The sequence below is a fragment of the Streptomyces sp. ICBB 8177 genome (assembly GCF_003144095.1).
Lineage (GTDB): Bacteria > Actinomycetota > Actinomycetes > Streptomycetales > Streptomycetaceae > Streptantibioticus_D.
Map to the genome: position 1 here is coordinate 1,054,094 of NZ_NSKH01000018.1, position 22,465 is coordinate 1,076,558.

Consider the following 22,465-nt stretch of genomic DNA (forward strand, 5'->3'; position numbering starts at 1 on the left):
GTGCGCCTGCGGAAGCCTCGCACGCGCGTACGGAAACAACGGACGCCGTGCGGCGGTCCCCGGTTCCGCCCGACGATGTGCCACCCGACGGAGTTCCGCCCGATGATGGGGGCATGGGGGACCTCACGACACCCGGCGCGACCGCGCCCGTCCTGCCGTTCTTCGTCTACGGCACGCTGCGGGCCGGGCAGGCCAACCACGACCGCGTGCTGCGCGGGCGGCTCGCCGCGCTGCGGCCCGCCGAACTGCCCCGGGCGGTCCTGTTCGACGGGCCCGGCTACCCGTACGCCCTCGACGGCGGCACGGGCGACACCGTGCGCGGGGAGCTGGCCGAGGCGCTGCCCTGGGCGTACGAGGCGGTGCTCGCCGACCTCGACCGGCTGGAGGAGTACGTCCCCGGGGCGCCCGGCAACCTCTACGACCGCGTGACGCGCGAGGTGCGCTGCGGCGGTGCGACGCGTCCCGCGTGGGTCTACCTGGCCGGCCCCGCCACCGCCGCCGCACTGCGCGCGAACGGCCGCCGGATCGCGTCGGGGGACTGGTCGGCGCGCGGCGCGTAGCGGTGGCGGAGGATCACCGGGTCGAGCGCGGCTGCGGTGGGCGCCCGCTACCGTCGCAGTATGAACGGGAACCACCTGCCCCCCGCCCCCTACGACGAGGCCGCCACCGAGCGCTGGGTGCCGGAACCCGACAAACGCCCGGGCCGCACCGCGTTCCAGCGCGACCGGGCGCGGGTGCTGCATTCCGCCGCGCTGCGCAGGCTGGCGGGCAAGACCCAGGTGGTCGATCCGGGCGTGGCCATGCCGGAGATCAACACCAGCCCGCGCACCCGGCTCACCCACTCCCTCGAATGCGCCCAGGTGGGAAGGGAGTTGGGCGCCGCGCTCGGCTGCGACGCGGACCTGGTGGAGACCGCCTGCCTCGCGCACGACCTGGGCCATCCGCCGTTCGGCCACAACGGCGAGGAGGCGCTCGCCGAGGTCGCGCGCCCCTGCGGCGGCTTCGAGGGCAACGCCCAGTCGCTGCGGCTGCTCACCCGCATCGAGCCCAAGCGCTTCACCACCGACCGCTCCGGCCGGGTCGCCAGCGTCGGCCTCAACCTCACCCGCGCCGCCCTCGACGCGGCCACCAAGTACCCCTGGCCGCGCGGCGGGCACCCCACCGATCCGGAGTCGCGCAAGTTCGGCGTCTACGAGGACGACCTGCCGGTCTTCCACTGGCTGCGCGCGGACGCCCCCGAGGGCCTGAAGTGCTTCGAGGCGCAGGTCATGGACTGGTCCGACGACGTGGCCTACTCCGTGCACGACGTGGAGGACGGCCTGCACGCGGGCCACGTCACCCCCGGCATGCTGCGCTCCGCCACCGAGCGCCAGGAGATCTACGCGGTCGCCGCGCAGCGCTACGCCCCGGGCGCGCAGGACGCCGAACTCGCCGACGCGCTCGACCGGTTGCTGGCCCAGGAGTGGTGGCCGGACGGCTACGACGGCTCCTCGGTCGCCCAGGCCCGGCTGAAGGACGCCACCTCGCAGCTCATCGGCCGCTTCTGCCTCGCCGCCGAGAGCGCCACCCGCGACGCCTACGGGCCCGGCCGCCTCACCCGCTACGCCGCGCAGCTCGTCGTGCCCCGCGAGGTGCGGCTGGAGTGCGCGGTGCTCAAGGCGGTCGCCGACCGCTACGTCATGCAGCGCGCCGACCAGGCCCGCCGCCGCGCCGAGCAGCGCGTCGTCATCGCCGAGTTGGCCGACGCGCTGGCCGACGGCGCGCCGGACGGGCTCGACCCGCAGTTCCGCGGCTTCTTCGAGGCGGCGGCCGACGACCGCGCCCGCCTTCGCGTGGTGGTCGACCAGATCGCGTCACTGACCGACGCCGCCGCGCTCGAACTGCACCACCGGCTCGCCGCGCCGGGCCGCCGCGCCGGGTGACCGCCGCGCCCGTCACGCCCGCCGGGAACGTCCGGCCCCGGCCGGACGTATGACACAAGACATGGCATATCCCGGCAGCCGGTACGACGGGCCGGGCCCGGCGGGCGCACGCGCCCGGGGCCCGGCGGTCCTCGCGGCGCCCTTCACGCGGACCGCGCGGTGCGGGACGCTCTCGTGCACGGATCGTGTACGGATCACGTGCCGGGCGCCGGCCACGTGTCGGGTGCCGCGAGACGGGTATCGAGTTCGGGTTACGGATCGCCGGGGGATTCCGCGCGAGGAGGCGCACAGTGGTCGACGCACATCAGACGTTCGTCATCGTCGGAGCGGGGCTGGCCGGGGCCAAGGCCGCGGAGGCGCTGCGGGAGCAGGGGTTCACCGGCCGGGTGATCCTCGTCGGTGACGAACGCGACCGCCCCTACGAACGCCCCCCGCTGTCCAAGGGCTACCTGCTCGGCAAGGACGAGCGCGACGCGGTCTTCGTCCACCCGCCCGCCTGGTACGCCGAGCACGACGTCGAACTCCACCTCGGCCAGCCCGTCGTCCACCTCGACCGCACAGCCAAGACCGTCACCCTCGGCGACGGCGCGGTCATCGGCTACGACAAGCTGCTGCTGGCCACCGGGGCCGAACCGCGCCGCCTGGACGTGCCCGGCACCGACCTGGCCGGCGTGCACCACCTGCGCCGCCTCGCCCACGCCGAGCGGCTGCGCGGCGTGCTGTCCTCGCTGGGCCGTGACAACGGCCACATCGTGATCGCGGGCGCGGGCTGGATCGGCCTGGAGGTGGCCGCCGCCGCCCGCTCCTACGGCGCCGAGGTCACCGTCGTGGAGCCCGAGCCGACCCCGCTGCACGGCGCCCTCGGCCCCGAGCTGGGCGCGGTCTTCGCCGACCTGCACCGCGAGCACGGCGTCCGCTTCCACTTCGGCGCCCGCCTCACCGAGATCACCGGCCAGGACGGCATGGTGCTCGCGGTGCGCACCGACGACGGCGAGGAGCACCCCTGCCACGACGTGCTCGCCGCCATCGGCGCCGCCCCGCGCACCGCGCTCGCCGAGGCCGCCGGGCTCACCATGGCCGCCCGCGCGGACGGCGGCGGCATCGCGGTCGACGCCTCCCTGCGCACCTCCGACCCGGACATCTACGCCGCCGGTGACTGCGCGGCCGCCCAGCACCCGCTGATCGGCGCCCGGCTGCGGGTCGAGCACTGGGCCAACGCCCTCAACGCCGGGCAGGCCGCCGCCCGCGCCATGCTGGGCGAGTTGGTCAGCTACGACCGCGTCCCGTACTTCTTCACCGACCAGTACGACCTGGGCATGGAGTTCTCGGGACACGCCGCGCCCGGCACCTACGACCAGGTGGTGTGCCGCGGCGACGTCGGCAAGCGGCAGTTCATCGCGTTCTGGCTGCGCGCGGGCGAGGAGGGCCACCAGGTGCTGGCCGCGATGAACGTCAACGTGTGGGACGTCACCGGACCCCTCCAGGAGCTGATCCGCACCGGCCGCCCGGTCGACCCCGAGCGGCTGTCCGACCCGGGTGTGCCGCTGGAGTCGCTGCTGGGCTGAGACGCCCCGACCGCGGGGGCGGCCGGCCGGCGACCGGGCCACCGGGCGAGGGGCGCTCCCGCGGTCGCCGTAGAATCCAGACGTGGCGGGTCGGATCAGGGACGAGGATGTCAAGGCGGTACGGGACGCGGTCCCGATCGACGCCGTGGTCTCCGAATACCTCCAGCTGCGGCCCGCGGGCGGCGGCAACCTCAAGGGCCTGTGCCCGTTCCACGACGAGAAGTCGCCGTCGTTCCAGGTCAGCCCGAGCAAGGGCCTGTACTACTGCTTCGGCTGCCAGGAGGGCGGGGACACCCTCGACTTCGTGATGAAGCTCGACCACCTCTCGTTCTCCGAGACGGTCGAGCGGCTCGCCGCCCAGGCGGGCATCACCCTGCGCTACGACGAGGGCGGCTACACCCCCGGCCGCCAGCAGGGCGAGCGGATCCGCCTGATCGAGGCGCACAAGGCCGCCGCCCAGTTCTACGTCGAGCAACTCGGCGGCGCCGAGGCCGAGATCGCCCGCGCCTTCCTCGCCCAGCGCGGCTTCGACCAGGCCGCCGCCGAGCACTTCGGCGTCGGCTACGCCCCCGCGGGCTGGGACCACCTGGTGCGCTACCTGCGCGGCAAGGGCTTCACCGACAAGGAACTGCTGACCTCGGGACTGGCCAGCGACGGCCGCCGCGGCGCCATCGACCGCTTCCGGGGCCGGCTGATCTGGCCGATCCGGGACATCACCGGAGAGGTCATCGGCTTCGGCGCCCGCAAGTTGCGCGAGGACGACAACGGGCCGAAGTACCTCAACACCCCCGAGACGCCGCTGTACAAGAAGTCGCAGGTGCTCTACGGGATCGACCTGGCCAAGAAGGAGATCGGCCGCACCGCCCGCGCGGTCGTGGTGGAGGGCTACACCGACGTGATGGCCTGCCACCTGGCCGGCGTCACCACCGCCATCGCCACCTGCGGCACGGCCTTCGGCGCGGACCACGTGAAGATCCTGCGGCGGCTGCTGATGGACAACTCCACCGCCGAGGTGGTCTTCACCTTCGACGGCGACGCGGCCGGCCAGAAGGCGGCGCTGCGGGCCTTCGAGGACGACCAGAAGTTCGCCGCGGAGACCTCCATCGCGATCACCCCCGGCGGCATGGACCCGTGTGAACTGCGGCTCGCCGAGGGCGACGCGGCGGTGCAGCGGCTGGTCGAGGGCCGCACCCCGCTGTTCGCCTTCGCGCTGCGCTCCATCGTCGGCCGCTACAACGTCGACACCGACGAGGGCCAGGTCGCCGCCGTGGACGCCGCGCTGCCGGTGGTCGCGGCCATCAAGGACCGCGCGCTGCGCGACCGTTACGCGATCCGGCTGGTCGGCATGGTCGGCATCACCTCCAAGACGGAGGAGGACGCCATCGTGCGCCGGGTGCGGGCGCTGGCCAGGAGCCGTTCGGAGCGCGGCCCGGTCGAGGCGTCCGCCCGGCGCGGCCAGGCCCGCCGGCAGCAGGCCGCCCCGCCGCCGCGCCGCACCCCCGCGGGCCCCCGGCTCGACCTGCGCAGCCCGCACCACCGGGTCGAGCGCGAACTGCTCAAACTCGCCCTCCAGCACCCGCAGTTGGTGGCCCCCGCCTTCGACGCCTACGGCGAGGACGAGTTCACCGGCCCGCCGTACGCCGCCGTGCGCCGCGCCATCGGCGACGCGGGCGGGGTGACGCACGCCGACGAGTCGTACCTGACCCGCGTCCGCGACCTCGCGCCGGACGACGCGGTGCGCGCGATGATCACGGAACTGGCCGTCGAACCGGTCATGCACAAGGCCCCCGACCTCTACGCGGGACAGGTCCTCGTCGAGGTGCGGCTGTACGCGGTCAAGCGCCGCGAGTCCGAGCTGCGCGCCGACTTCGCCCGCCTCGGCCCGCGCCCGGACCCGGCCAAGGCGGCCGCCGTGCAGAGCGAGTTGTGGGCCCTCCAGCAGTACGGGCAGCGGCTGCGGGAGCAGGGCGCGGCGGGCCTTTGACCCCAACGAGGGGTTTCGCAGAGAAACTGAGCGCACACCCCTCGTAGTCGGCGCGTGTCGTACCGCACACTGGTTGCCGGTGCCTGAGTCCTCGAAGCGCGGACCTCCGGTCGCGTCCGGTCGCCCGCCCAGTGTGGAGGCTGACCACGTGCAGACGCAGACCCTTGCCCCCGGGACCGCCGAATCCGACGCCGCGGCCGACTCCGCGTCCGGCGAGGCGGCCGACGCCGTGACCACGGAGCCGCTGCTCGACCGGGTGCCGGCGCAGGGACTGCCGCCGGGGCACCCCGAGGCGCGCGCGGCGGCAGGGGCGGACGCGAACGCCGACGCCGGTTCCGACGCCGATTCCGATTCCGACGCCGCCGGCGACGCCCGCAGGGATGCCGACGACGACGCCCCGCAGGCGCGGCGGCCGGTGCGCGAGGACGCCTCCGGCCCGTCCGCCGACCTCTTCCGCCAGTACCTGCGCGAGATAGGCCGCATCCCGCTGCTGAGCGCCGCAGAGGAGGTCGAACTCGCCCGCAGCGTGGAGGCCGGGCTGTTCGCCGAGGAGAAGCTGAGCACCACCCCCGACCTCGACTCCCGCCTCGCGAGCGACCTCGACCGGCTGGTGGTCCGCGGCCGGATGGCAAAACGCCGCCTGATCGAGGCCAACCTGCGGCTGGTCGTCTCGGTCGCCAAGCGCTACATAGGGCGCGGCCTGACCATGCTCGACCTCGTACAGGAGGGCAACCTCGGGCTGATCCGCGCGGTGGAGAAGTTCGACTACGCGCGCGGCTACAAGTTCTCCACGTACGCGACCTGGTGGATACGCCAGGCCATGAGCCGCGCGCTGGCCGACCAGGCCCGCACCATCCGCGTCCCGGTCCACGTCGTCGAGCTGATCAACCGGGTCGTACGGGTGCAGCGCACCCTGCTCCAGGAGCACGGCGTCGAGCCCGCCGCGGCCGACGTCGGCGAACGCCTGGGCCTGACCGAGGAACGCGTGCTGGAGGTGCTGCGCCTCGCCCTGGAGCCGGTCTCGCTGCACGCCCCGGTCGGCGACGAGGAGGACGTGGCGCTCGGCGACCTCATCGAGGACGGCGACGCGGCCTCCCCCGTGGAGTCGGCCGCGTTCCTGCTGCTGCGCGAGCACCTGGAGGCGGTGCTGTCCACGCTGGGGGAGCGGGAGCGCAAGGTGGTGCAGCTGCGCTACGGACTCGACGACGGCCGCCCGCGCACCCTGGAGGAGATCGGGCGGCTGTTCGGCGTCACCCGCGAGCGGATTCGCCAGATCGAGTCCAAGACCCTGGCCAAACTGCGTGACCACGCCTTCGCCGACCAGCTCCGCGGCTACCTCGACTGACCGTGCCGGCCGTACCGCGATCGGGCCTCAGTTCGCCGGGAACGCCCCCGGATGGGTCTGGTCGCGCACCGCCGTGAACTGCTGGCGCACCGCGGAGCCCGCGGCCAGGTCCTCGTCGCCCGGCTCGCTCACCCGGCTGCCGGAGCGCACCGCGGACTCCCAGTGCGGAGGATCCTGCGGCGAGAGCGACCCCTGCTGCGCGCCCAGCGCCCAGGCCGCCTGCCGTGCCGCGCCCAGCGCCGCGTAGTCCGCCGGCGGCGGGACCACCACCGGTGCCCCGAACAGCGCGGGCGCCAGCGCCTGGACGGCGGGAAGCTCGCCCGCCTGGCCCAGCAGGAAGACCCGGCGCACCGGCACACCCCGGCCGCGCAGTACGTCCAGTGCGTCCGCCAGCCCGCACAGCATGCCCTCGAACGCCGCCCTCGCGAGGTGCTCCGGCTTCATGCTCTCCCGCCGCAGGCCCGCCAACGTGCCCGCTGTGTGCGGCAGTTGGGGAACGCGTTCGCCCTCCAGGTACGGCAGCAGCACGAGGCCGTAGGCGCCGGGCGTCGAGCGCAGCGCCAGGTCGGACAGGCCCGCGAGGTCGGTGCCCAGCAGTTCCGCGGCGCCGCGCAGCACCCGGACCGCGTTGCGGGTCTGGACGACGGGCAGGTGGCGTCCGGTGGCGTCGGCGAACGCGGTGATGGCGCCGGTCGGATCGGTCAGCGGCGCGTCGTGCACCGCGAACACCGTGCCGGCCGCGCCCAGCGCCACGACCGCGTCGCCGGGGGCCAGGCCCAGGCCCAGCGCGGCGGCCATGTTGTCGCCGGTGCCGGCCGAGATCAGCAGGCCCTCCGGGGTCTGCCCGGCGGGCTCGGCGGGCCCCAGCACCTCCGGCAGCCGCACCCGGTGGCCGAGTGCCAGCTCCACCAGGTCCATCCGGTACCCGCCGGCCGCCGCCGACCAGTAGCCGGTGCCGGAGGCGTCGCCCCGGTCGGTGGTGCGGCGGGCCGGCCGCCCGAGCAGTTGCCACACCAGCCAGTCGTGCGGCGAGAGCACCTCGGCGGTGCGCTGCGCGGAGGTCGGTTCGTGCTGGGCCAGCCAGCGCAGCTTGGCCACCGGGTACGGGGCCTGTGGCACGCAGCCGACCGCTTCGGCCCAGCCCGCGGGCCCGCCCAGCGCCTCGGTCAGGTCGGCGGCGGCCACCTGGGCGCGCTTGTCGTTCCACAGCAGCGCGGGGCGGACCAGCACCCCGCCCGCGTCCAGCGCGACCAGGCCGTGCTGCTGGCCCGAGACCCCGATGGCCTGGACGCCTTCGAGCAGGCCGTCCTTGGCCGCCTCGCCCAGCGACAGCAGCCATGCCTGCGGATCGGTCTCGCTGCGCGGGACGGACTCGTCGACCGGGTGCGGCGCGTAAGCCTGCCTGAGCACGGCGCCGGTGTCCGTGTCGCAGACGACGACGGTGGTGCCTTCGGTAGAACTGTCCAGTCCGGCGACTATCCCCATGGGCCGATCATGCCGTACGGACGCGCGCGGCGGCGCCCGCGGTCCCGGTTACCGCCGGTCCGCGGGCGCCGCCGGAATGCCGTTGGGGGCTGCCGTTGGCGTGCCGCTTGGGGCTGCCGCTTGGGTGCCGCTTGGGTGCCGCGGCGTTCAGGTGTTGCTGGTGCCCCAGTCGTCCTCCGCCGCGCCGGAGCGCTCGCGCAGGTAGGGGACGCGGTCGGTGACCGAGTCCGGCAGCCGCTCGCCCGCCTTGTCGGCCAGCGACCCCGCGGCCTTGCGCGCGAACGCGCGGCCGTTGGTGCTCGCGGACTCCACGGTGTTGCGCACCGCGGGGTTCTGCGCGATCTGCTGGGCGGTCTTGCGCAGCTGCTCGTACCGGTCGCGACCGGCCCGCGCGCCGAGCACGTATCCCACGGCGACCCCGGAAATGAACGTCAGCCGGTAGCGCATGGCTCCACCCTTCCCTCTCGTCCTCAGGCTCTTCGCGCCTACCCCTCGTAGCGGAGCGACAACCCCGGCGATACGAGTTGGCGGAGCACCCCCCCACTTGCGCTAATGTATGTGGCGCAGCGAGCGCGCGCCGTCCGGGAGCCCCGGGCGTGGGTGCATTCGAGGCACCGAGGCGATCCCCTGTAGCTCAATTGGCAGAGCAGCCGGCTGTTAACCGGCAGGTTACTGGTTCGAGTCCAGTCGGGGGAGCTTCGATCCCCTGTAGCTCAATTGGCAGAGCAGCCGGCTGTTAACCGGCAGGTTACTGGTTCGAGTCCAGTCGGGGGAGCGCGACCGACGAGGACGAGCAGTCGAGACGGACCCCAGGACCCTCCGGGGTCCTTTTTGATGTCGGCCCGGCCCACGTTCTGATGTTGGCCCCGGCCGGCGGGAACCGTCCCACGCGCGGTGAAGTCCTTAGGGATGTGCGTGTGGGACCCGTGAGGGCGACAGATCGTATGAGCGGCTATGCTGCGGCAGACGATGTGCACGACACACCGTACGGGGCGGTAGCTCAGCCGGTTAGAGCAGCGGACTCATAATCCGTCGGTCGTGGGTTCGAGTCCCACCCGCCCCACCGGCAGCCTTCTGAGCCGAATCGTTTCTACCTCAGCATTGGCATGGAATCAGGCCCCACGGACCCGACATGCCGGGCCCTGTCACCCGTTCGGCAGGCACTTCAAGACCGCTTGCTCGCCCATTGCTCGCCCGAAGTGCGAACGACTCCTCGCGCCCGCTGCGCTTCACGCCGCGACCCCAGGAGGCTCGACCGCCTCGCACGGAGCGGAGGGACGCACTGGTGGCGCGTCGCCGATAGCTCCGCGACTGCCCGCTGCTGCGCCCTCAGGCGGATGTTCGTCGTTGCGGCACCGTGCGGCGCAACCCACCTTTGGCTCATCGCCGGACGTTCGAGTTCATTTCGGTTTTGATCACTGGCCGTGGTCGTCAGTGGCAAACGCCGGGGCTACCGCCTTGCCGCGAACCCGTTCTACGATCACCCGTATGCCGGGGCCGTGACCCCGGCTCCCTTGTGGGACTCACCGCCCCCTCTCCTCGTGATCTTTGTCGGCAAACACTGGGTGCGAGGCGCGAGGGACGGTTACTTATGGCGTGATTTATGGGGTAGAGGGTTATCCGAACGTCAAGGCGCGCTCAAGTGCGGCGGAAGGGGTAGCGCCCCGTACCCGGGGTCTGCGACCCTGCCGTTACATTCGCCGGTTTGCACCCCCCATCAACCCCAGAGTGCGGAGAGACAGACGCGCGCGACCGCGGGCCACCCCTCGGACCCCGGCGACGAGCCGTACGTGGCCCCGGTCCTGAATCTCGCCGCCCGACGCGGGCAGGTGAGGGCCGTGGCTGATGAGGTACCCGACGCCGACCACCTGGCCCAGGCTCGCGAATTCTGGGCCCGCGCATTCAGCGGCGCCGGCCTCGACATCGATGCCCCGCATACCACCGCGGTCGTGCAGCTCGTCAGCAAGCAGCTCGAACGGCTCGTGATGGGCATGCTTGAGGTCAGGGAAGGCAACGAGCGGATGGAGCCGAACCCGGAAGAGGGCATGGACTACCAGTCGGCTCTGGAGATGACCTCGCTCCTGCGTGAGCTGAGGCAAGTGGCACAGGTCGGGCACGTCCAGGGCGGGTGACCGCTTCGCCCTCCAGAGTTCAGCCGGGCACGGTGGTGTGGAAGGCGTGCAGATAGGCGTTGACCGGGGTGACGCGGCCGAGGCGCAGCCCGGCTCCGGTGATGAGCGCCGTGAGGCTGTCGCGGGAGTGCTTGGCACCGCCGACGTTGAGGAGCAGAAGCAGGTCCATGGCGCTGGTGAACCGCATCGACGGCGTGCCGTCCACGAGGTTCTCCACGATCACGACCGAGGCGCCCGGCCGTGCCGCCTTCATGATGTTGCCCAGCGTGCGGCGGGTGCTGTCCTCGTCCCACTCCAGGACGTTCTTGATGACGTACAGGTCCCCGCTCACCGGTACCGTCCGGCGGCAGTCGCCGGGCAGCAGGCGGGCCCGGGCGGCGAGGGGGCCGCCGTCCCGCAGCCGGGTGTCGGCACCGGCCACCACCTGGGGCAGGTCCAGCAGCGTCCCGCGCAGCGTCGGCTGCTTCTCCAGGAGCGCGGCCAGTACGTGTCCCTGGCCGCCGCCGATGTCCACGACCTCGGTGACGCCGGTGAGGTCCAGCGCCTGCGCGAGGTCCGCGGCGGCCTGACGGCTGGAGCGGGTCATGGCCAGGTCGAACACCCTCGCGCTGTCGGGCGCGTCCTCCTGGAGGTAGGGGAAGAACTCCTTGCCGAACACCTCGGGGAAGACGCTCGTCCCGGTGCGGACCGCCTCGTCCAGCCGCGGCCACAACTGCCAGGTCCACGGCTCGGTGCACCACAGGGCGATGTGGTGGAGGCTGTCCGGAGCGTCGGTGCGCAGCATCCGCGACATCGGTGTGTGGGCGAACGTCCCGTCGGGGCGCTCTTCGAACACGCCGTACGACGACAGTGCGCGCAGCAGCCGGCCGAGCGCGCGAGGGTCGGCGTCCACCCGCCGGGCGAGCTCGTCGGCGGGGAGCGGGGCGTCGTCGAGGGCGTCGGCGAGGCCGAGCCGGGCGGCGGCCCGTACCGCGCCCGCGCAGGCACAGCCGAAGACGAGCTCACGCAGCCGCATCGGCCCCTGGCCGTCGTGGTGGCCGGTGCCGATGCCGGTGTGGGTACCGGCACCGGGGCCGGTGCTGGTGCCGGTCACATCGAGCACCGGTGGATGGCTGACGGGGGTGCCACGTGGCGAAAGTCGCCGGTGACAAGGTGTGCGGCTGCGAAGCCGCGGCGTTCGGTCATGAGGTTCCCTAGCCTCTCCGCGTTCCGTGCGGCCTGCGACACAGCCACTCCCAAGCGAAGTTATGGGAGGTTCCCCCGCTCCGCACGCGCACGGAGCGCCGGATCGGCCGGATGGTTCAACGGCCAGGCGTGTCGGCGCCGGGAGACGGGACGCGTTGTCGCCGCGCCGACGCTGACGCGAGCCGGTCGGGGAATGGCCTCCACAAGGACACGACCAGGCCATTACTGCCAAAGGCTTGCAACTGGGACCACTTGTCAGTGGCTCGATCCGGCCCCTAGCCTTGCCGGGCCGTGGTGTTCGGGAAGACCGGTGTGATGCCGGAGCGGCCCTCGCCACTGTGATCAGGGAGTCATCGTGTCGTCCCCGCCGTGCGCGCGGCGGGAGCCACTGGGCCTCGGCCCGGGAAGGCCGACGCGGCGGCGTTCGACCTGTCAGCCAGGAGACCGGCCACGGCACCGCACGACGAACTGTCCACGAGGTGCTGGAGAGGCTGTCCCGACATGGCCCTGCCCGAAAACACGTCCGCTTCCCCCGACACACCCGCGATCCCCCAGCGCTTCGGCCGGGCCGACTGGATACGCACCGGCGTCCTGCTGTCGGTGATCGCCGCCCTGCACGTGCTGGCCTTCGCGATCCTGGTGATGATGGTCGCGCCGCACCACTACACCGTGGGCAAGCAGGCGTTCGGCGTCGGCCTCGGAGTGACCGCCTACACCTTCGGCATGCGGCACGCCTTCGACGCCGACCACATCGCCGCCATCGACTACATCACGGCGTTGCCGAGAACGCGTTCTGCCAGGTCACGGACCATGACCTCGTCCCGCAGCAGAAGGGCGACCTCGCGGTCCCAGACCGTCATGCCGCTGTCGAAGACGTTGACGCTGAGATTCCTGATGTGCGGCCGGACTTCGTTGAGCAGAACACGCGGGTCACGCGTCTGCGTGTGGGCAACTGTATTCATCGAAGGCCTCTCCAGTCGTCGGTTCCTGTGTGTGCGGGCCGTCCCGGCCAGGACGTGCGGGCAAGTCCTGTTCGGGCCGGAACGCCTCGATGAGCGCGCGGCCGTTCGCGGCGATGACGCAGGCGCGGCAGGCGTGGACGCCATGGCCGGGGCCCGAGTCGCCGTGGCCGAGGGCGATCTGGACCGGGTCGACGGTCAGGTGGAACGGGACGCCGTGGCATTCGCCGTACCAGCAGGGGGCGGGGAACGGGGTCATCGCTGCTCTCCGGCTCGCCGGTGTATGTGCGGGCCTTGGGCCCGTAACCGCTGGTAGGCCATCCGCTCAAGGGCGTTGAGGCAGTCCGGGCAGGCGTACATGGGGACGGTTCCCCCGCTGACGTGGACGGGACCGATCCAGGCGACCAGTGCGTCCGTCCGTCGGCAGTACAGCCAGCACGTTCCGCGTTGCCACTGGGCCGCGCGCGTCATGCGGTGATCGGTGCTCCGTCGAGGCGGGCGCGTTCGATCAACGACGCGCCGGGGCGCCGGTGTTCGCCGAGGGTCGTCTCGACGCGGGCGCCCAGCAGGAGGACGCGGCGCGTCAGCAGGCCGCAGGCCGCCGGGTCGCGGGAGAGCCGGTCCCAGTCGGCTACGAGGACGACGCGCTCAACGGCCGTACCGGCGGCGTGGATTGCGTTGAGCATCGCGTCGAACGCGGGACGCCGGTTATCACTGAGGGCGTCGTCGCCGATGTCCAGCCAGCGCCCGCCCCCGGCCCAGCCCTTGGCCTCCATGTACGCCGTGCAGGCGTCCATGCGAGCGTTCAGCATGCCGGTGGCGGTGGTGGCGTGACGGTCGTAGACGTACGCGACGGTGGCGGCTGTCATGGTCGGCTCCAGCTTCGTCCAACGGGGCGGCGCCGAACGCGAACGTCGGGATGTCCGGGTGGCGCCGCAGGGCATGCCGATCACGCTAAGTGTGCGGGCGATCACGCCCCAGGGGCGGGCGGCCCCAGCTTGGAGCCGGGCTGGGGCATACTGTCCTAGTTCAGGCCCAGGCGGTCGGCCAGTCCGATGACCGGTGCGTCGCGGCGGCGCGCTCGGGCGCGTAGGTCTTCGACCAGCCTCCGGGACGTCGAGTGGTACCTCATCCACTCCGGGGCGTCGGCCTCCGCCATCAGCAACGCCCGCTGGGCGGCGGATTCGTCGCCGAGGTCGGTGTACGCCAGCGCCCTGTCGACGTGGAACCTCGCCCGCCACGTCGGCGGAAGCGAGCCCACGTCGGGGACCGCCCGCGCCGCCCTGACCGCCTCGTCGCTCTCCTCCATCTCGACCAGGAAGTTCACCCGTGCGATCCCGGCGTTCGTCGGACCGAACGGAGTCGCGTACACGAGCAGGTCCTCGCCGATCGACGCGGCGGCGCCGGACGCCAGGTTCAGCAGCTCTCGCACGTCCGCCCGCTTGTCCTGCCGGGACGCGGCCGTCGCGGCCCGCAGCAGCAGCACGCCCCACAACGCCAGGTCGACCGGCGCCGAGCGGAACGTCGGCTCGATCCTCCCGGCTTGGGCGAGCGCCACCCGCTCGGCGTCACCGAGCCGCCCCTGCTTGGTGAACACCCACGAGAGGGTCGAGGCCGCCAGCGTCTCCAGTCGCGGATCGTCGCAACGGCTGATCGCGGCGAGGGACCGCTCGATGGCTGTGAACGCCGCGTCCTCCTTCCCGAGCGCCGTCAACGTCGTGGCGGCCACCTGATAGGCCACGGCCAGAACGGAGTTCGCCGCGGCGGCGGCCGGCCCCGTGTTCGCGTGCACCGCGGCCCGTGCGTCACGGATGAGTTGGGGCAGCAGGGCTCCGATCTCCGCCATGCGGCCTTCCCGGCGGATGACCTCCGTCGACCGAAGCGCCTCCCGCAACTGAGCGATGCTCGGAGGCTCTTCGGGGTCGCCGTCGCCACCCAGCAGGTCCGACACCGGTGATACCGCTTGACGCAGCGCCAGCACCGACGGCAGGTCGTCGCTCCTGAGCGGGTGGGCCTCGAAGGTCGTGGGCTGTCCTACGAGGTGACTCGGCTCGGTGTCCAGAGCGCGGGCGAGGGCGTTGATGCTCGTCAACCGGGCGGTCTTGCGGCGCCCTTGTTCCAGTTTGCGCACGACGTCGACGGACAGGCCGGCGGCTTCGGCCAGCTCCTCCTGGGTCAGGCCGCGACGACGCCTCAGTTCCGCGATGCGGTCGCCCATGCCCGTCTCGAATGCCGCGCCCATGCGCACCCCCCCGGTCAGAGGACTCACTTCCCACGGTACGCGGAACGCGACCGCAGCGGAGGCGGGGAGCGCTCCCGCACTCGAAAGTGGCGAAGGCGCCCTTGAGGCGCCGGCCGGTCCGTCTGGCCTGATTGATCCCACGCGGGCGGCCGGCTCCAGGACCGGAGCGTACCGGCGGGGCGGCACGGGGTAGGTCTCCACGATGACCTTGAGAAAGTCGCGGGGCCTCGTGTCGTTGGCCGACGGGGCGCGGCTGCGTTGGACGGCAGCGGGGGAGACCACTCGGCGGCCTCCCGTGGTCATGCTCCACGGCGGCCCCGGGCTGCCGGACTATCTGGGCGACGTGGCCCCCATGGTCGCGGACCTCGCGCTCGTGTACCGGTACGACCAGCGCGGCACCGGCCGATCCCCCTGGCAAGGCCGCCATTCCTTTGCCCGGCACGTCGCTGATCTCGCGGAACTGCTCGACGTCTGGGACGCGCCCAAGGCCGTGTTGATCGGGCACTCCTACGGCGCCGACCTGGCGAGCCGGTTCTGCCTGACGCACTCCGACCGGGTCGCCGCGATGCTGCTGATGTGCGGGCCGTTCGTCGGTGACTGGCGTACCGGGGACCGGGCTGAGCGTGACCGCCGCATGTCCTTGGCACAGCGGAAACGGCTTCGCGAGCTGAAGGAGTCGCCCCACCGCACGGAGGAGGAGGAAGGCGAACTGCTCACGCTCGCCTGGTTCACCGATCACGCGGATCCCGAACGAGCCTGGGGCTGGGCCACGTTGGGTGCCCGGCGGCGGCGCCCCGTCAACTGGGTCATGAACGGCGAACTCGGCGAGGAGCGGCGTGCGGACCCGCTCGACGCGCACGTTGCTGAACTGCGCGCGTGCCTGCCCCCGCGGGCGGAACTTCTCGGCGGGGCAGACGATCCCCGGCCCGTGTCGGCACTCGCGTCACTCGCGCACCGGCTCGGCCTTCCGCTGACGCGGATCGAGGGCGCCGGGCACGAGCCCTGGCTGGAGCGGCCCGCCGTCGTACGGGCGCATCTTCGGCGGTTCGTGCGGGGCGCGGTGGACGTCTAGGCGGCGCAAGGTTCGCCCTCCCGGCTTCGACGCCCTGTTCGGCGGCGACGTCAGAGACCTGCTTCGCTCCACGCGGGACGGCCGCCGAGGAGCGGCTCCGCGCAAAGGCGGCGCAGGCGTGCGCCCCGCACGGCGCGACCGCCCCCGCACCCCACATGCCCCCTTTCGACCTGCGAGCCCGGGACACCCCCGGCATCATGGGAAGCGAGGACGCGGACCCGCGGCCTGCCCGGTCCGGCTCCCCGCGCGGAGAACCCCCTACGTGGAACGGGACGGTCCATGAGCGAGCAGCACGCCCCCGGCGCATCCGGCCCCGTCGCGCGGGCCCTGGACGAGGAGGAGTGCCTGCGGCTGATCGCGCCCGGCGGCATCGGGCGGGTCGCCTACAGCGGGCGCTACGACCTCACCGTCCTGCCGGTCAACTTCCGCCTCTACGAGGGCGACATCGTGTTCCGCACCGAAGAGGGCAGCACGATGGACGAGGACCTGCGCAGCGGCATCCCCGACGCCGCGTACGAGGTGGCCTTCCAGGTGGACGACTTCGACGCCGACACCGAACAGGGCTGGAGCGTGCTGGTCCATGGGCCCGCCTACCACGTCGTGGACGAGCAGGAACGCGAGGCGCTGTCCGGGGCGGGCGTGCGCCCGTGGGCTCCAGGGGAGCGCCGCCTGTTCTTCCGCATCAAGCCCCACCGCGTCTCCGGCCGCTGGGTGCGCGGAGCCGAGGGCGAGGGCGGCGACGAGTGAATCCGGTCTGCTGAATTTTCCGTTCCGGATTCCTGGATCATTTTTGGGCCCGTTCCGTTCCGGTCCGGCTCGTCAGTGGGTTTTTGTGAGGCTGAATCCGGCGGGCGGACTTTTGGGCTTCGGCGCCGCTTTCGGTCGTTCGGGAAATGGCGCATTCCGGGCGGGGTGTGTGACCCGCGGGGCGTGGATTCGGCGATTCCGGTGCCTTCCACCTGCATACACGGTGCTCACCTGGCCTTTCTTGAATCGTTCGGGAACGTACGGGCGGGCCTTGTCGTGCGCTGCGCACCGCTGCTAGCCTTCCGGCGATTTCGTGGAGATTCCGTGTTCATTCGGTAATGCGCGCCCTGGCGACGCAATACCTTGATCCGTCGTCCCGGGGGGTTCGCGTCATGCGTCATGGCGGTTTCGCGGCACGTCGCACGTTCCCGTCCCGATGAGAACGCGAGCGGCGGAAACCGCCCCGGCCCACACGCCGGCATCACGGGACTTCCGGCTCTACTGGGGTGCCGACGCCGTCGACCGGCTCGGCACGCAGATGTCCCAGATCGCCCTGCCGCTGCTCCTGCTGGACGCGGGCGGTTCCGCCGCGCGGGCCGGGCTGGTGGCCACGCTCGCCGGGGCCGGCGGCGTGGCGGCGGGGCCGGTCGCGGCGGCGCTGGCCGACGGGCGGTGGCGCGGGCCGCTGATGCGCTGGTCCTCGCTGGCCGCCGCCACCGCGATGGGGTGGGCGACCCTCACCGTGCTCGGCCACCGGATCTGCCTGCCCTGCCTGGTCTGCGCCCTGCTGGTGGAACGGGCCGCCGCGTCCTGCTTCGAGGCGGCCGCCGCGGGCAGCGTGGCGCGGCTCGTACCACCCGAGTGGTATCCGCGGGCGGTGTCCCGCCTCCAGGCCGGTGAGCAGGGCGGCGCGATCGCCGGACCGGCGCTGGCCGGTTTGCTGCTGCGGCAGGCGAGGGCCCTGCCGTTCCTCGCCGACACCGTGTCCTACCTGGCCGCCGCCTTCCTCGTACGGGCGATCCGCACCGACCTGGCCCCGCCCGCCCTCGCGGACGCCCGGGAACAGCGGTTCGCCCGCCGGATGGGCGCGGGCGCCGGTTTCGTGCGCACCAGCCCGTTCCTGCGCTTCCTGCTCGTGTGGTCGTTCGGCGTCAACGCCCTTCTGGCACTGCTGAGTTACACCGCCGTCTTCGCTGTCCACGCCGCGCACGGGAGCGCCGCGGTCGGGCTGGTGCTGGGCGCGGCGGCCGGAGCCGGGCTGGTCGGATCGCTGCTCGCGCCGGTGGCGGTGCGCCAGGTGCCCGGCGGCGTGCTGGTGGTCGCGCTGTCCTGGCTGACCGTGCCGGCCGCGGCCGGGCTCGCCTTCGCCGGTCCCGCCTGGGTCTGCGGCGCGCTGCTCGGCCTCGTCGCGCTGCTGGTCCCGTCGGTGGCCGTGGTGCTGCACGCCCGCGCGGTACGTGTCGTCCCGCAGCACCTCCAGGCCCGGGTCGCGACGGTGGCCGGGACCGCGACGGCGGCGGTGGCCATGGCGGCGCCCGCGTCGGCGGGAGCGCTGACGGACGCCGTGGGGCCGGCCTGCGTGGACCTGGCCTGCGCGGCCGGCCTCGCCCTGCTGGCGCTGTACGCGGCGACGGGCCCCGCCGCCCGCGTCGACGCTTCGCCCGCCTTCGTGGACGTCGCACCCGAAGGTCCGACCGCCCTGGAGCGAGGATGACCGCCGCCCGCGACTTCCAGGTCTTCCGCCCCGCCCTCCCGCAGGCCGCCCGCCGCGCACCGCACCGGATGGTCTTCACCGGCGACGCGGACGGCCGGTGCGAGGTCTTCACCTGGGACAGCCGTACCGGCGCCGCCCGCCGGGTGACGAGCCGCCCACACGGCACCCTGCGCTGCGCGATCGGCTCCGGCGGCACGGTGTGGTGGTTCGACGAGGACGGCGGCGGCCGTGGCCGCTGGCTGCTTCAGGACTTCGACGGCGGCCCCGACGCCCCCGCGCTGGCGGGCGTGCCCACCGGACACCCGCGCGGGCTCGCCATCAGCGACTCCGGCACCGCCGCGATCGGCCTCGCCGAGGGGTCCGGCCTCGCGGTCCACCTCGGCCCGCCCGGCGGACGCGTGGAGCACGTGGTCCGCACCGGGTATCCCGCGACGCTCGTCGACATCGCCCCGGACGGCGGCCTGCTGGCGGTCACCGGCGGGTCCGGGACCGAGCACGCGGCCGTGCTGCTGCGGCCGGACGGGCACGTCGTCGCCGCGCTGCGGGGGTGCGAGGAGGCGCTGTGGCCGCTGGGCTTCCGCACCGCGCCGAGCACCACGGAACCCGCGGCGGGACCTGCCCCGGAACCCGCCGCGCAACCCGTCTCGGGGCCGGAACTGCTGCTCGTCGTCCGCTCCGGCGACGGCTACCGGCTGGCCACCTGGACCCCGGGCCGGGGCCTGCGCCGGTACGCGTGGTGCTCGTTCGACACCGAGATGACCGCCCGCTGGTACCCGGGCCGCCGCCAGGCCCTGGTGCGCCGCGACCGGAACGGGCGCAGCGAGCTGTACCGCGCCGACCTGGACCGGGCCGTGCTGGAACCGCTGCGGGTGCCGCCGGGCGCGGTGCTCGACGCGGTGCCGCGCGAGGACGGCGACGTGCACTACCTGTGGACCGACACGCTGACACCGCCCGTCGCGGTGTCGTCGCGCGGCACGCCGCTGCCGCAGCCGATGGCCGATCCGCCCCGGGTGCCCGGCCGCGCCCTGGAGGTGTGGACGCCGGGACCGGACGGCGAGGCGCACACCCTGCTCACCGTCCCCGAGGGCGCCCGGGCGCCGTACCCCACCGTCTTCCTGGTGCACGGCGGCCCGGCGGAGCACGACCGCGACGCCTACGACCCGGCCGTGCACTCGCTGGTCGCCTCCGGGCTCGCGGTGGCCCGCGTCAACTACCGCGGCTCGACCGGTTACGGACCGCACTGGCGGGACGCCTGGCGCGAGGGCGTCGGCCTCACCCAGGTCGCCGACCTCGCCGCGGCCCGCGACCACCTGGTGCGCGACGGCCTCGCCGACCCCGGCGCCACCGGCCTGTGGGGCACGTCCTGGGGCGGCTACCTCGTACTGCTGGCACTCGGCACCCGGCCGGAGCTGTGGCGGGCGGGGGTGGCCGTCAAGCCGGTGGCCGACTACCCGATGGCGCACCGCGACGGCACCCCGCACCTGCGCGCCCTCGACGAGCGGCTGTTCGGCGGCACCCCGCTCCAGGCCCCGCGGCGGTGGGCCCGCTCCTCCCCGCTGACCTACGCCGCGCGGGTGCGGGCCCCGCTGCTGGTGGTCGCCGCGCGCCAGGACGCCAAGTGCCCGCCCGCACAGGTCGAGTCGTACCTCGCCGCGCTGCGCGACCACGGCGTGCCGCACGAGTCGGTGTGGCTGGGCACCGGCCACGACGGCCTGGACGGCCGGGACCACCTGAAGGTCCTGCGCCACTCCCTGGTCTTCCTGTCCCGGCACCTGAACGGTCCCGGGCCCGGAAGGAACGACCCCAACCCCATCGCAACCACAAGGAGTTGACCGTCATGCAGAAGGACATCATCGACAACGACCCGCTCGTCGAGGCCGACGAGTCGAGAAGCGTCGGCGTGATCGTGGGCGTCCGCATCCCGTTCCGCGAGGCGGAGACCACCGAAGAGCAGATCTGACGCTCAGCCGGCCGTGAGTATTCGCTGACACTTCGTCAGCTGTGAGCCCCGCCGGACGCGTGTGCTCCCGCGCGCGTCCGGCGGCACCGCCCGCTCCGGCCCCCCGCACAGAGCCAGAACCAGCACAGGACAGCGAAGGAAGCAGAGGCAAGCCGTGCGCGTACTCCTGGTCAACATGCCGTGGTCGCCCGTCGACCTGCCGTCGCTCGCCCTCGGCATCCTGAAGCGGGCCGTCAACGAGCGGGTACCCGGCGCCGAGGCGGAGGTCCTGCACGCCAACCTGGAGTACGTCGACTGGCTCACCGCCGCCGACCCCCGCTTCGGATACGCGGACTACGACTACTACGCGCTGTCCTCGTACTTCCTCGGCTGCGGCGACTGGGTCTTCTCCTCCGCCCTCTACGACGACCCCGAGTGGCGGGTGGCCGAGTTCACCGCGGCGATGGGCGCGAAGATCGGCGAGGAGCGCCTGGCGGCCTCCATGCGCCTGCACGCCGAGGCGCCGCGCTTCGTGGCCCGGATCGTCGACCAGATCGTCCAACAGCGGCCGGACGTCGTCGGGTTCAGCTCCACGTTCCAGCAGAACACCGCCGCCCTCGCCGCCGCCCGCCACCTCAAGCGGCTCGCCCCGCACATCGTCACGGTGATGGGCGGCGCCAACTGCGACGGCGAACAGGGCGCCGCGGCGCACCGCAACTTCCCGTTCGTGGACTACGTGGTGCGCGGCGAGGGCGAGGCGTCCTTCCCCGCGCTGCTGACCGCGTTGCGCGACGGGACCGGCACCGACGCCATCCCCGGGGTGTGCCGCCGGGACGGCGAGCGGTCGGTGGCGAACCCGATGGCCACCGCGCCGCTGCCGCCCGCCGCGATCCTGCCGCCCGACTACTCCGGCTACTTCGAGCGGCTGGCCGCGTCCACCGCCCGCTCCTGGGTCGAACCCAAGCTGGTGGTCGAGGGCGCGCGGGGCTGCTGGTGGGGCGAGAAGCACCACTGCACCTTCTGCGGGCTCAACGGCTCGTTCATGGAGTTCCGCAGCAAGAGCCCGGAGACCTTCCACGACGAGATCATGGCCCTGGTGCGCGAGCACCGGGTCCTCGACATGTACCTGGTCGACAACATCCTCGACATGGGCTACCTCACCAGCGTGCTGCCCCGCATCATCGACAGCGGCTACGACCTGCGCATGCACGTCGAGATCAAGGCCAACCTCAAGAGCGCCCAGTTGCGCACCCTCGCCGACGCGGGCCTGGTCTTCGTCCAGCCGGGCATCGAGAGCCTGGGCGACCGGGTGCTCGACCTGATGGACAAGGGCGTCAGCGGATGCCAGAACGTCCGCATGCTGCGCGACGGCCAGGCCGCCGGGCTCTCGGTCTTCTGGAACTACCTGCACGGCTTCCCCGGTGAGCAGGACACCGACTACGACCCGGTGATCGCCCAACTCCCGGCGCTGGAGCACCTCGACCCGCCGGTCGACCAGTCCGCGCGGATCGCCATCGAGCGCTTCAGCCCCTACTTCACCCGCCCCGAACTCGGCTTCTGCGAACTGCGCCCGGCCCTGCCGTACCGCGTCACCTACGACCTGCCGGAGTCCGAACTGCTGGATCTGGCCTACGTCTTCGACGTGCCGCCGCGCGGCATCGGCGAGGCGACCACCGCCCGGCTCAACGCGGCCCTGCGCGTCTGGCAGGAGGCGCACCCCGGCAGCAGGCTCACCCACGTCGACCTCGGCGACCGCATCGTGCTGGCCGGCCGCCGCCGCGCGTTCGCCTGGCGCGCGCACGAGATCACCGACCCCGTCGAGGTCGCCGCGTTCCGGCTGCTGGACCAGCCGCACACCCTCGCCGCCCTCACCCGCAAGCTCGCCGCCCGGGTGGACGGCGAGCCGCCCGAGACGTCCGCGGTGCGGGAGATCCTCGACCGCTGGCTGGACTTGGGCCTGGTCTTCACCGACGCGGGCTCCTACGTCCACCTCGCCCCGCGCTCGGTCAACGACGACCTGCTCAGGCTCGGCTTCCTGCGGGCCCTGGACGCGGACGGCGCGCCGGTGGCCGCGACCGGGGCCGAGCCGGAAGCGGCGGCGGAACGCGCTCCGGCGACGGTCTGACGCCCGGCCCCGACGCCCTCCCCCTCGACTCCCGCCGACGACAGGAGAC

At 73.2% G+C, this 22,465-nt stretch carries 17 protein-coding genes, 3 tRNA genes, 2 pseudogenes and 1 riboswitch; of the genes and pseudogenes, 16 read left to right on the top strand and 6 right to left on the bottom strand.

The genetic code is table 11. The annotated features are described in order from the left end of the window. The first annotated feature begins 113 nt into the window (after positions 1-113). The 5 genes from CK485_RS13125 to CK485_RS13145 all read left to right on the top strand — a co-directional run bounded on the left by CK485_RS13125 (position 114) and on the right by CK485_RS13145 (position 6,816). On the top strand, positions 114-560 hold the full coding sequence (locus CK485_RS13125; RefSeq protein ID WP_109450140.1) for a gamma-glutamylcyclotransferase family protein: 447 nt from the start codon (positions 114-116) through the stop codon (positions 558-560). A gap of 60 nt (positions 561-620) precedes the next feature. After that, positions 621-1,922 (top strand): deoxyguanosinetriphosphate triphosphohydrolase, encoded by a 1,302-nt coding sequence (locus CK485_RS13130; protein ID WP_109450141.1) that lies wholly within the window; start codon positions 621-623, stop codon positions 1,920-1,922. A gap of 290 nt (positions 1,923-2,212) precedes the next feature. Continuing rightward, entirely contained in the window at positions 2,213-3,487 is a 1,275-nt protein-coding gene (locus CK485_RS13135; RefSeq protein ID WP_109450143.1) for an FAD-dependent oxidoreductase, read from the top strand. Positions 3,488-3,569: 82 nt separating this feature from the next. Continuing rightward, the gene (gene dnaG / locus CK485_RS13140) at positions 3,570-5,471 is read left to right on the top strand and encodes a DNA primase (protein WP_109450145.1); all 1,902 of its coding nucleotides are present in this window, start codon (positions 3,570-3,572) and stop codon (positions 5,469-5,471) included. A gap of 148 nt (positions 5,472-5,619) precedes the next feature. Then, positions 5,620-6,816, top strand: coding sequence for an RNA polymerase sigma factor (locus CK485_RS13145; protein ID WP_109450147.1), 1,197 nt, complete (start codon positions 5,620-5,622; stop codon positions 6,814-6,816). Between the two features lie 27 nt (positions 6,817-6,843). Here CK485_RS13145 and CK485_RS13150 read toward each other — a convergent pair whose 3' ends face one another. Continuing rightward, positions 6,844-8,301: an FGGY family carbohydrate kinase gene (locus CK485_RS13150; protein ID WP_109450149.1), complete on the bottom strand. Its 1,458-nt coding sequence runs from the start codon at positions 8,299-8,301 to the stop codon at positions 6,844-6,846. A gap of 147 nt (positions 8,302-8,448) precedes the next feature. Continuing rightward, entirely contained in the window at positions 8,449-8,748 is a 300-nt protein-coding gene (locus CK485_RS13155) for a hypothetical protein (RefSeq protein WP_109450151.1), read from the bottom strand. Positions 8,749-8,924: 176 nt separating this feature from the next. On the opposite strand from CK485_RS13155, the gene CK485_RS13160 reads away from it, so the two are divergent. The 4 genes from CK485_RS13160 (at position 8,925) to CK485_RS13175 (ending at position 10,433) form a co-directional block, all read left to right on the top strand. After that, a tRNA-Asn gene (locus tag CK485_RS13160) sits at positions 8,925-8,997 on the top strand. Between the two features lie 6 nt (positions 8,998-9,003). After that, positions 9,004-9,076, top strand: a tRNA-Asn gene (locus CK485_RS13165). 214 nt (positions 9,077-9,290) lie between these two features. After that, a tRNA-Ile gene (locus tag CK485_RS13170) sits at positions 9,291-9,364 on the top strand. Between the two features lie 775 nt (positions 9,365-10,139). Beyond that, positions 10,140-10,433, top strand: a complete 294-nt coding sequence (locus CK485_RS13175; RefSeq protein WP_146214531.1) for a hypothetical protein — start codon at positions 10,140-10,142, stop codon at positions 10,431-10,433. A 19-nt stretch (positions 10,434-10,452) separates the two neighbouring features. Here the strand turns inward: CK485_RS13175 and CK485_RS13180 are convergent, their stop codons facing one another. Next, positions 10,453-11,448, bottom strand: a complete 996-nt coding sequence (locus CK485_RS13180) for a methyltransferase (protein WP_109452915.1) — start codon at positions 11,446-11,448, stop codon at positions 10,453-10,455. 445 nt (positions 11,449-11,893) lie between these two features. Continuing rightward, a riboswitch (cobalamin riboswitch) is annotated at positions 11,894-12,086 on the top strand. A gap of 33 nt (positions 12,087-12,119) precedes the next feature. Between CK485_RS13180 and CK485_RS29620 the strand changes: the two are divergent. Next, positions 12,120-12,383 (top strand): annotated as a pseudogene (locus CK485_RS29620) (HoxN/HupN/NixA family nickel/cobalt transporter); the annotation flags it as partial. 2 nt (positions 12,384-12,385) lie between these two features. On the opposite strand, the pseudogene CK485_RS29625 reads toward CK485_RS29620, so the two are convergent. From CK485_RS29625 to CK485_RS13205, 3 genes and pseudogenes are all read right to left on the bottom strand, one after another. Continuing rightward, positions 12,386-12,580, bottom strand: a pseudogene (locus CK485_RS29625) (hypothetical protein); the annotation flags it as partial. 464 nt (positions 12,581-13,044) lie between these two features. Then, entirely contained in the window at positions 13,045-13,446 is a 402-nt protein-coding gene (locus tag CK485_RS13200) for a recombinase family protein (protein WP_158288209.1), read from the bottom strand. Positions 13,447-13,601: 155 nt separating this feature from the next. Then, entirely contained in the window at positions 13,602-14,819 is a 1,218-nt protein-coding gene (locus tag CK485_RS13205; protein WP_109450159.1) for a helix-turn-helix domain-containing protein, read from the bottom strand. Between the two features lie 301 nt (positions 14,820-15,120). Here CK485_RS13205 and CK485_RS13210 point away from each other — a divergent pair, with 301 nt between their 5' ends. From CK485_RS13210 to CK485_RS13230, 6 genes are all read left to right on the top strand, one after another. Next, positions 15,121-15,891, top strand: a complete 771-nt coding sequence (locus tag CK485_RS13210; protein ID WP_241968452.1) for an alpha/beta hydrolase — start codon at positions 15,121-15,123, stop codon at positions 15,889-15,891. 279 nt (positions 15,892-16,170) lie between these two features. After that, positions 16,171-16,638, top strand: coding sequence for a pyridoxamine 5'-phosphate oxidase family protein (locus tag CK485_RS13215; protein ID WP_109450162.1), 468 nt, complete (start codon positions 16,171-16,173; stop codon positions 16,636-16,638). 436 nt (positions 16,639-17,074) lie between these two features. After that, a complete protein-coding gene (locus CK485_RS13220) occupies positions 17,075-18,352 on the top strand; it encodes an MFS transporter (RefSeq protein ID WP_109450164.1) in 1,278 nt (425 codons plus the stop codon). Further along, positions 18,349-20,184 (top strand): alpha/beta fold hydrolase, encoded by a 1,836-nt coding sequence (locus tag CK485_RS13225; RefSeq protein ID WP_109450166.1) that lies wholly within the window; start codon positions 18,349-18,351, stop codon positions 20,182-20,184. The genes CK485_RS13220 and CK485_RS13225 overlap by 4 nt, the downstream gene beginning before the upstream one ends. Positions 20,185-20,189: 5 nt before the next feature. Beyond that, positions 20,190-20,312, top strand: coding sequence for a hypothetical protein (locus tag CK485_RS30085; protein ID WP_275124616.1), 123 nt, complete (start codon positions 20,190-20,192; stop codon positions 20,310-20,312). A gap of 154 nt (positions 20,313-20,466) precedes the next feature. After that, entirely contained in the window at positions 20,467-22,416 is a 1,950-nt protein-coding gene (locus tag CK485_RS13230; protein WP_109450168.1) for a RiPP maturation radical SAM C-methyltransferase, read from the top strand. Positions 22,417-22,465 lie beyond the last annotated feature (49 nt).

What these genes read in the sequence shown, in the direction of transcription:
- CK485_RS13125 (WP_109450140.1), top strand. Translation starts at nt 114, where the DNA reads ATGGGGGACCTCACGACACCCGGCGCGACCGCGCCCGTCCTGCCGTTC.
- CK485_RS13130 (WP_109450141.1), top strand. Translation starts at nt 621, where the DNA reads ATGAACGGGAACCACCTGCCCCCCGCCCCCTACGACGAGGCCGCCACC.
- CK485_RS13150 (WP_109450149.1), bottom strand. Translation starts at nt 8,301, where the DNA reads ATGGGGATAGTCGCCGGACTGGACAGTTCTACCGAAGGCACCACCGTC.
- CK485_RS13155 (WP_109450151.1), bottom strand. Translation starts at nt 8,748, where the DNA reads ATGCGCTACCGGCTGACGTTCATTTCCGGGGTCGCCGTGGGATACGTG.
- CK485_RS13180 (WP_109452915.1), bottom strand. Translation starts at nt 11,448, where the DNA reads ATGCGGCTGCGTGAGCTCGTCTTCGGCTGTGCCTGCGCGGGCGCGGTA.
- CK485_RS13200 (WP_158288209.1), bottom strand. Translation starts at nt 13,446, where the DNA reads ATGACAGCCGCCACCGTCGCGTACGTCTACGACCGTCACGCCACCACC.
- CK485_RS13205 (WP_109450159.1), bottom strand. Translation starts at nt 14,819, where the DNA reads ATGGGCGCGGCATTCGAGACGGGCATGGGCGACCGCATCGCGGAACTG.
- CK485_RS13210 (WP_241968452.1), top strand. Translation starts at nt 15,121, where the DNA reads ATGCTCCACGGCGGCCCCGGGCTGCCGGACTATCTGGGCGACGTGGCC.
- CK485_RS13215 (WP_109450162.1), top strand. Translation starts at nt 16,171, where the DNA reads ATGAGCGAGCAGCACGCCCCCGGCGCATCCGGCCCCGTCGCGCGGGCC.
- CK485_RS13220 (WP_109450164.1), top strand. Translation starts at nt 17,075, where the DNA reads ATGAGAACGCGAGCGGCGGAAACCGCCCCGGCCCACACGCCGGCATCA.
- CK485_RS13225 (WP_109450166.1), top strand. Translation starts at nt 18,349, where the DNA reads ATGACCGCCGCCCGCGACTTCCAGGTCTTCCGCCCCGCCCTCCCGCAG.
- CK485_RS30085 (WP_275124616.1), top strand. Translation starts at nt 20,190, where the DNA reads ATGCAGAAGGACATCATCGACAACGACCCGCTCGTCGAGGCCGACGAG.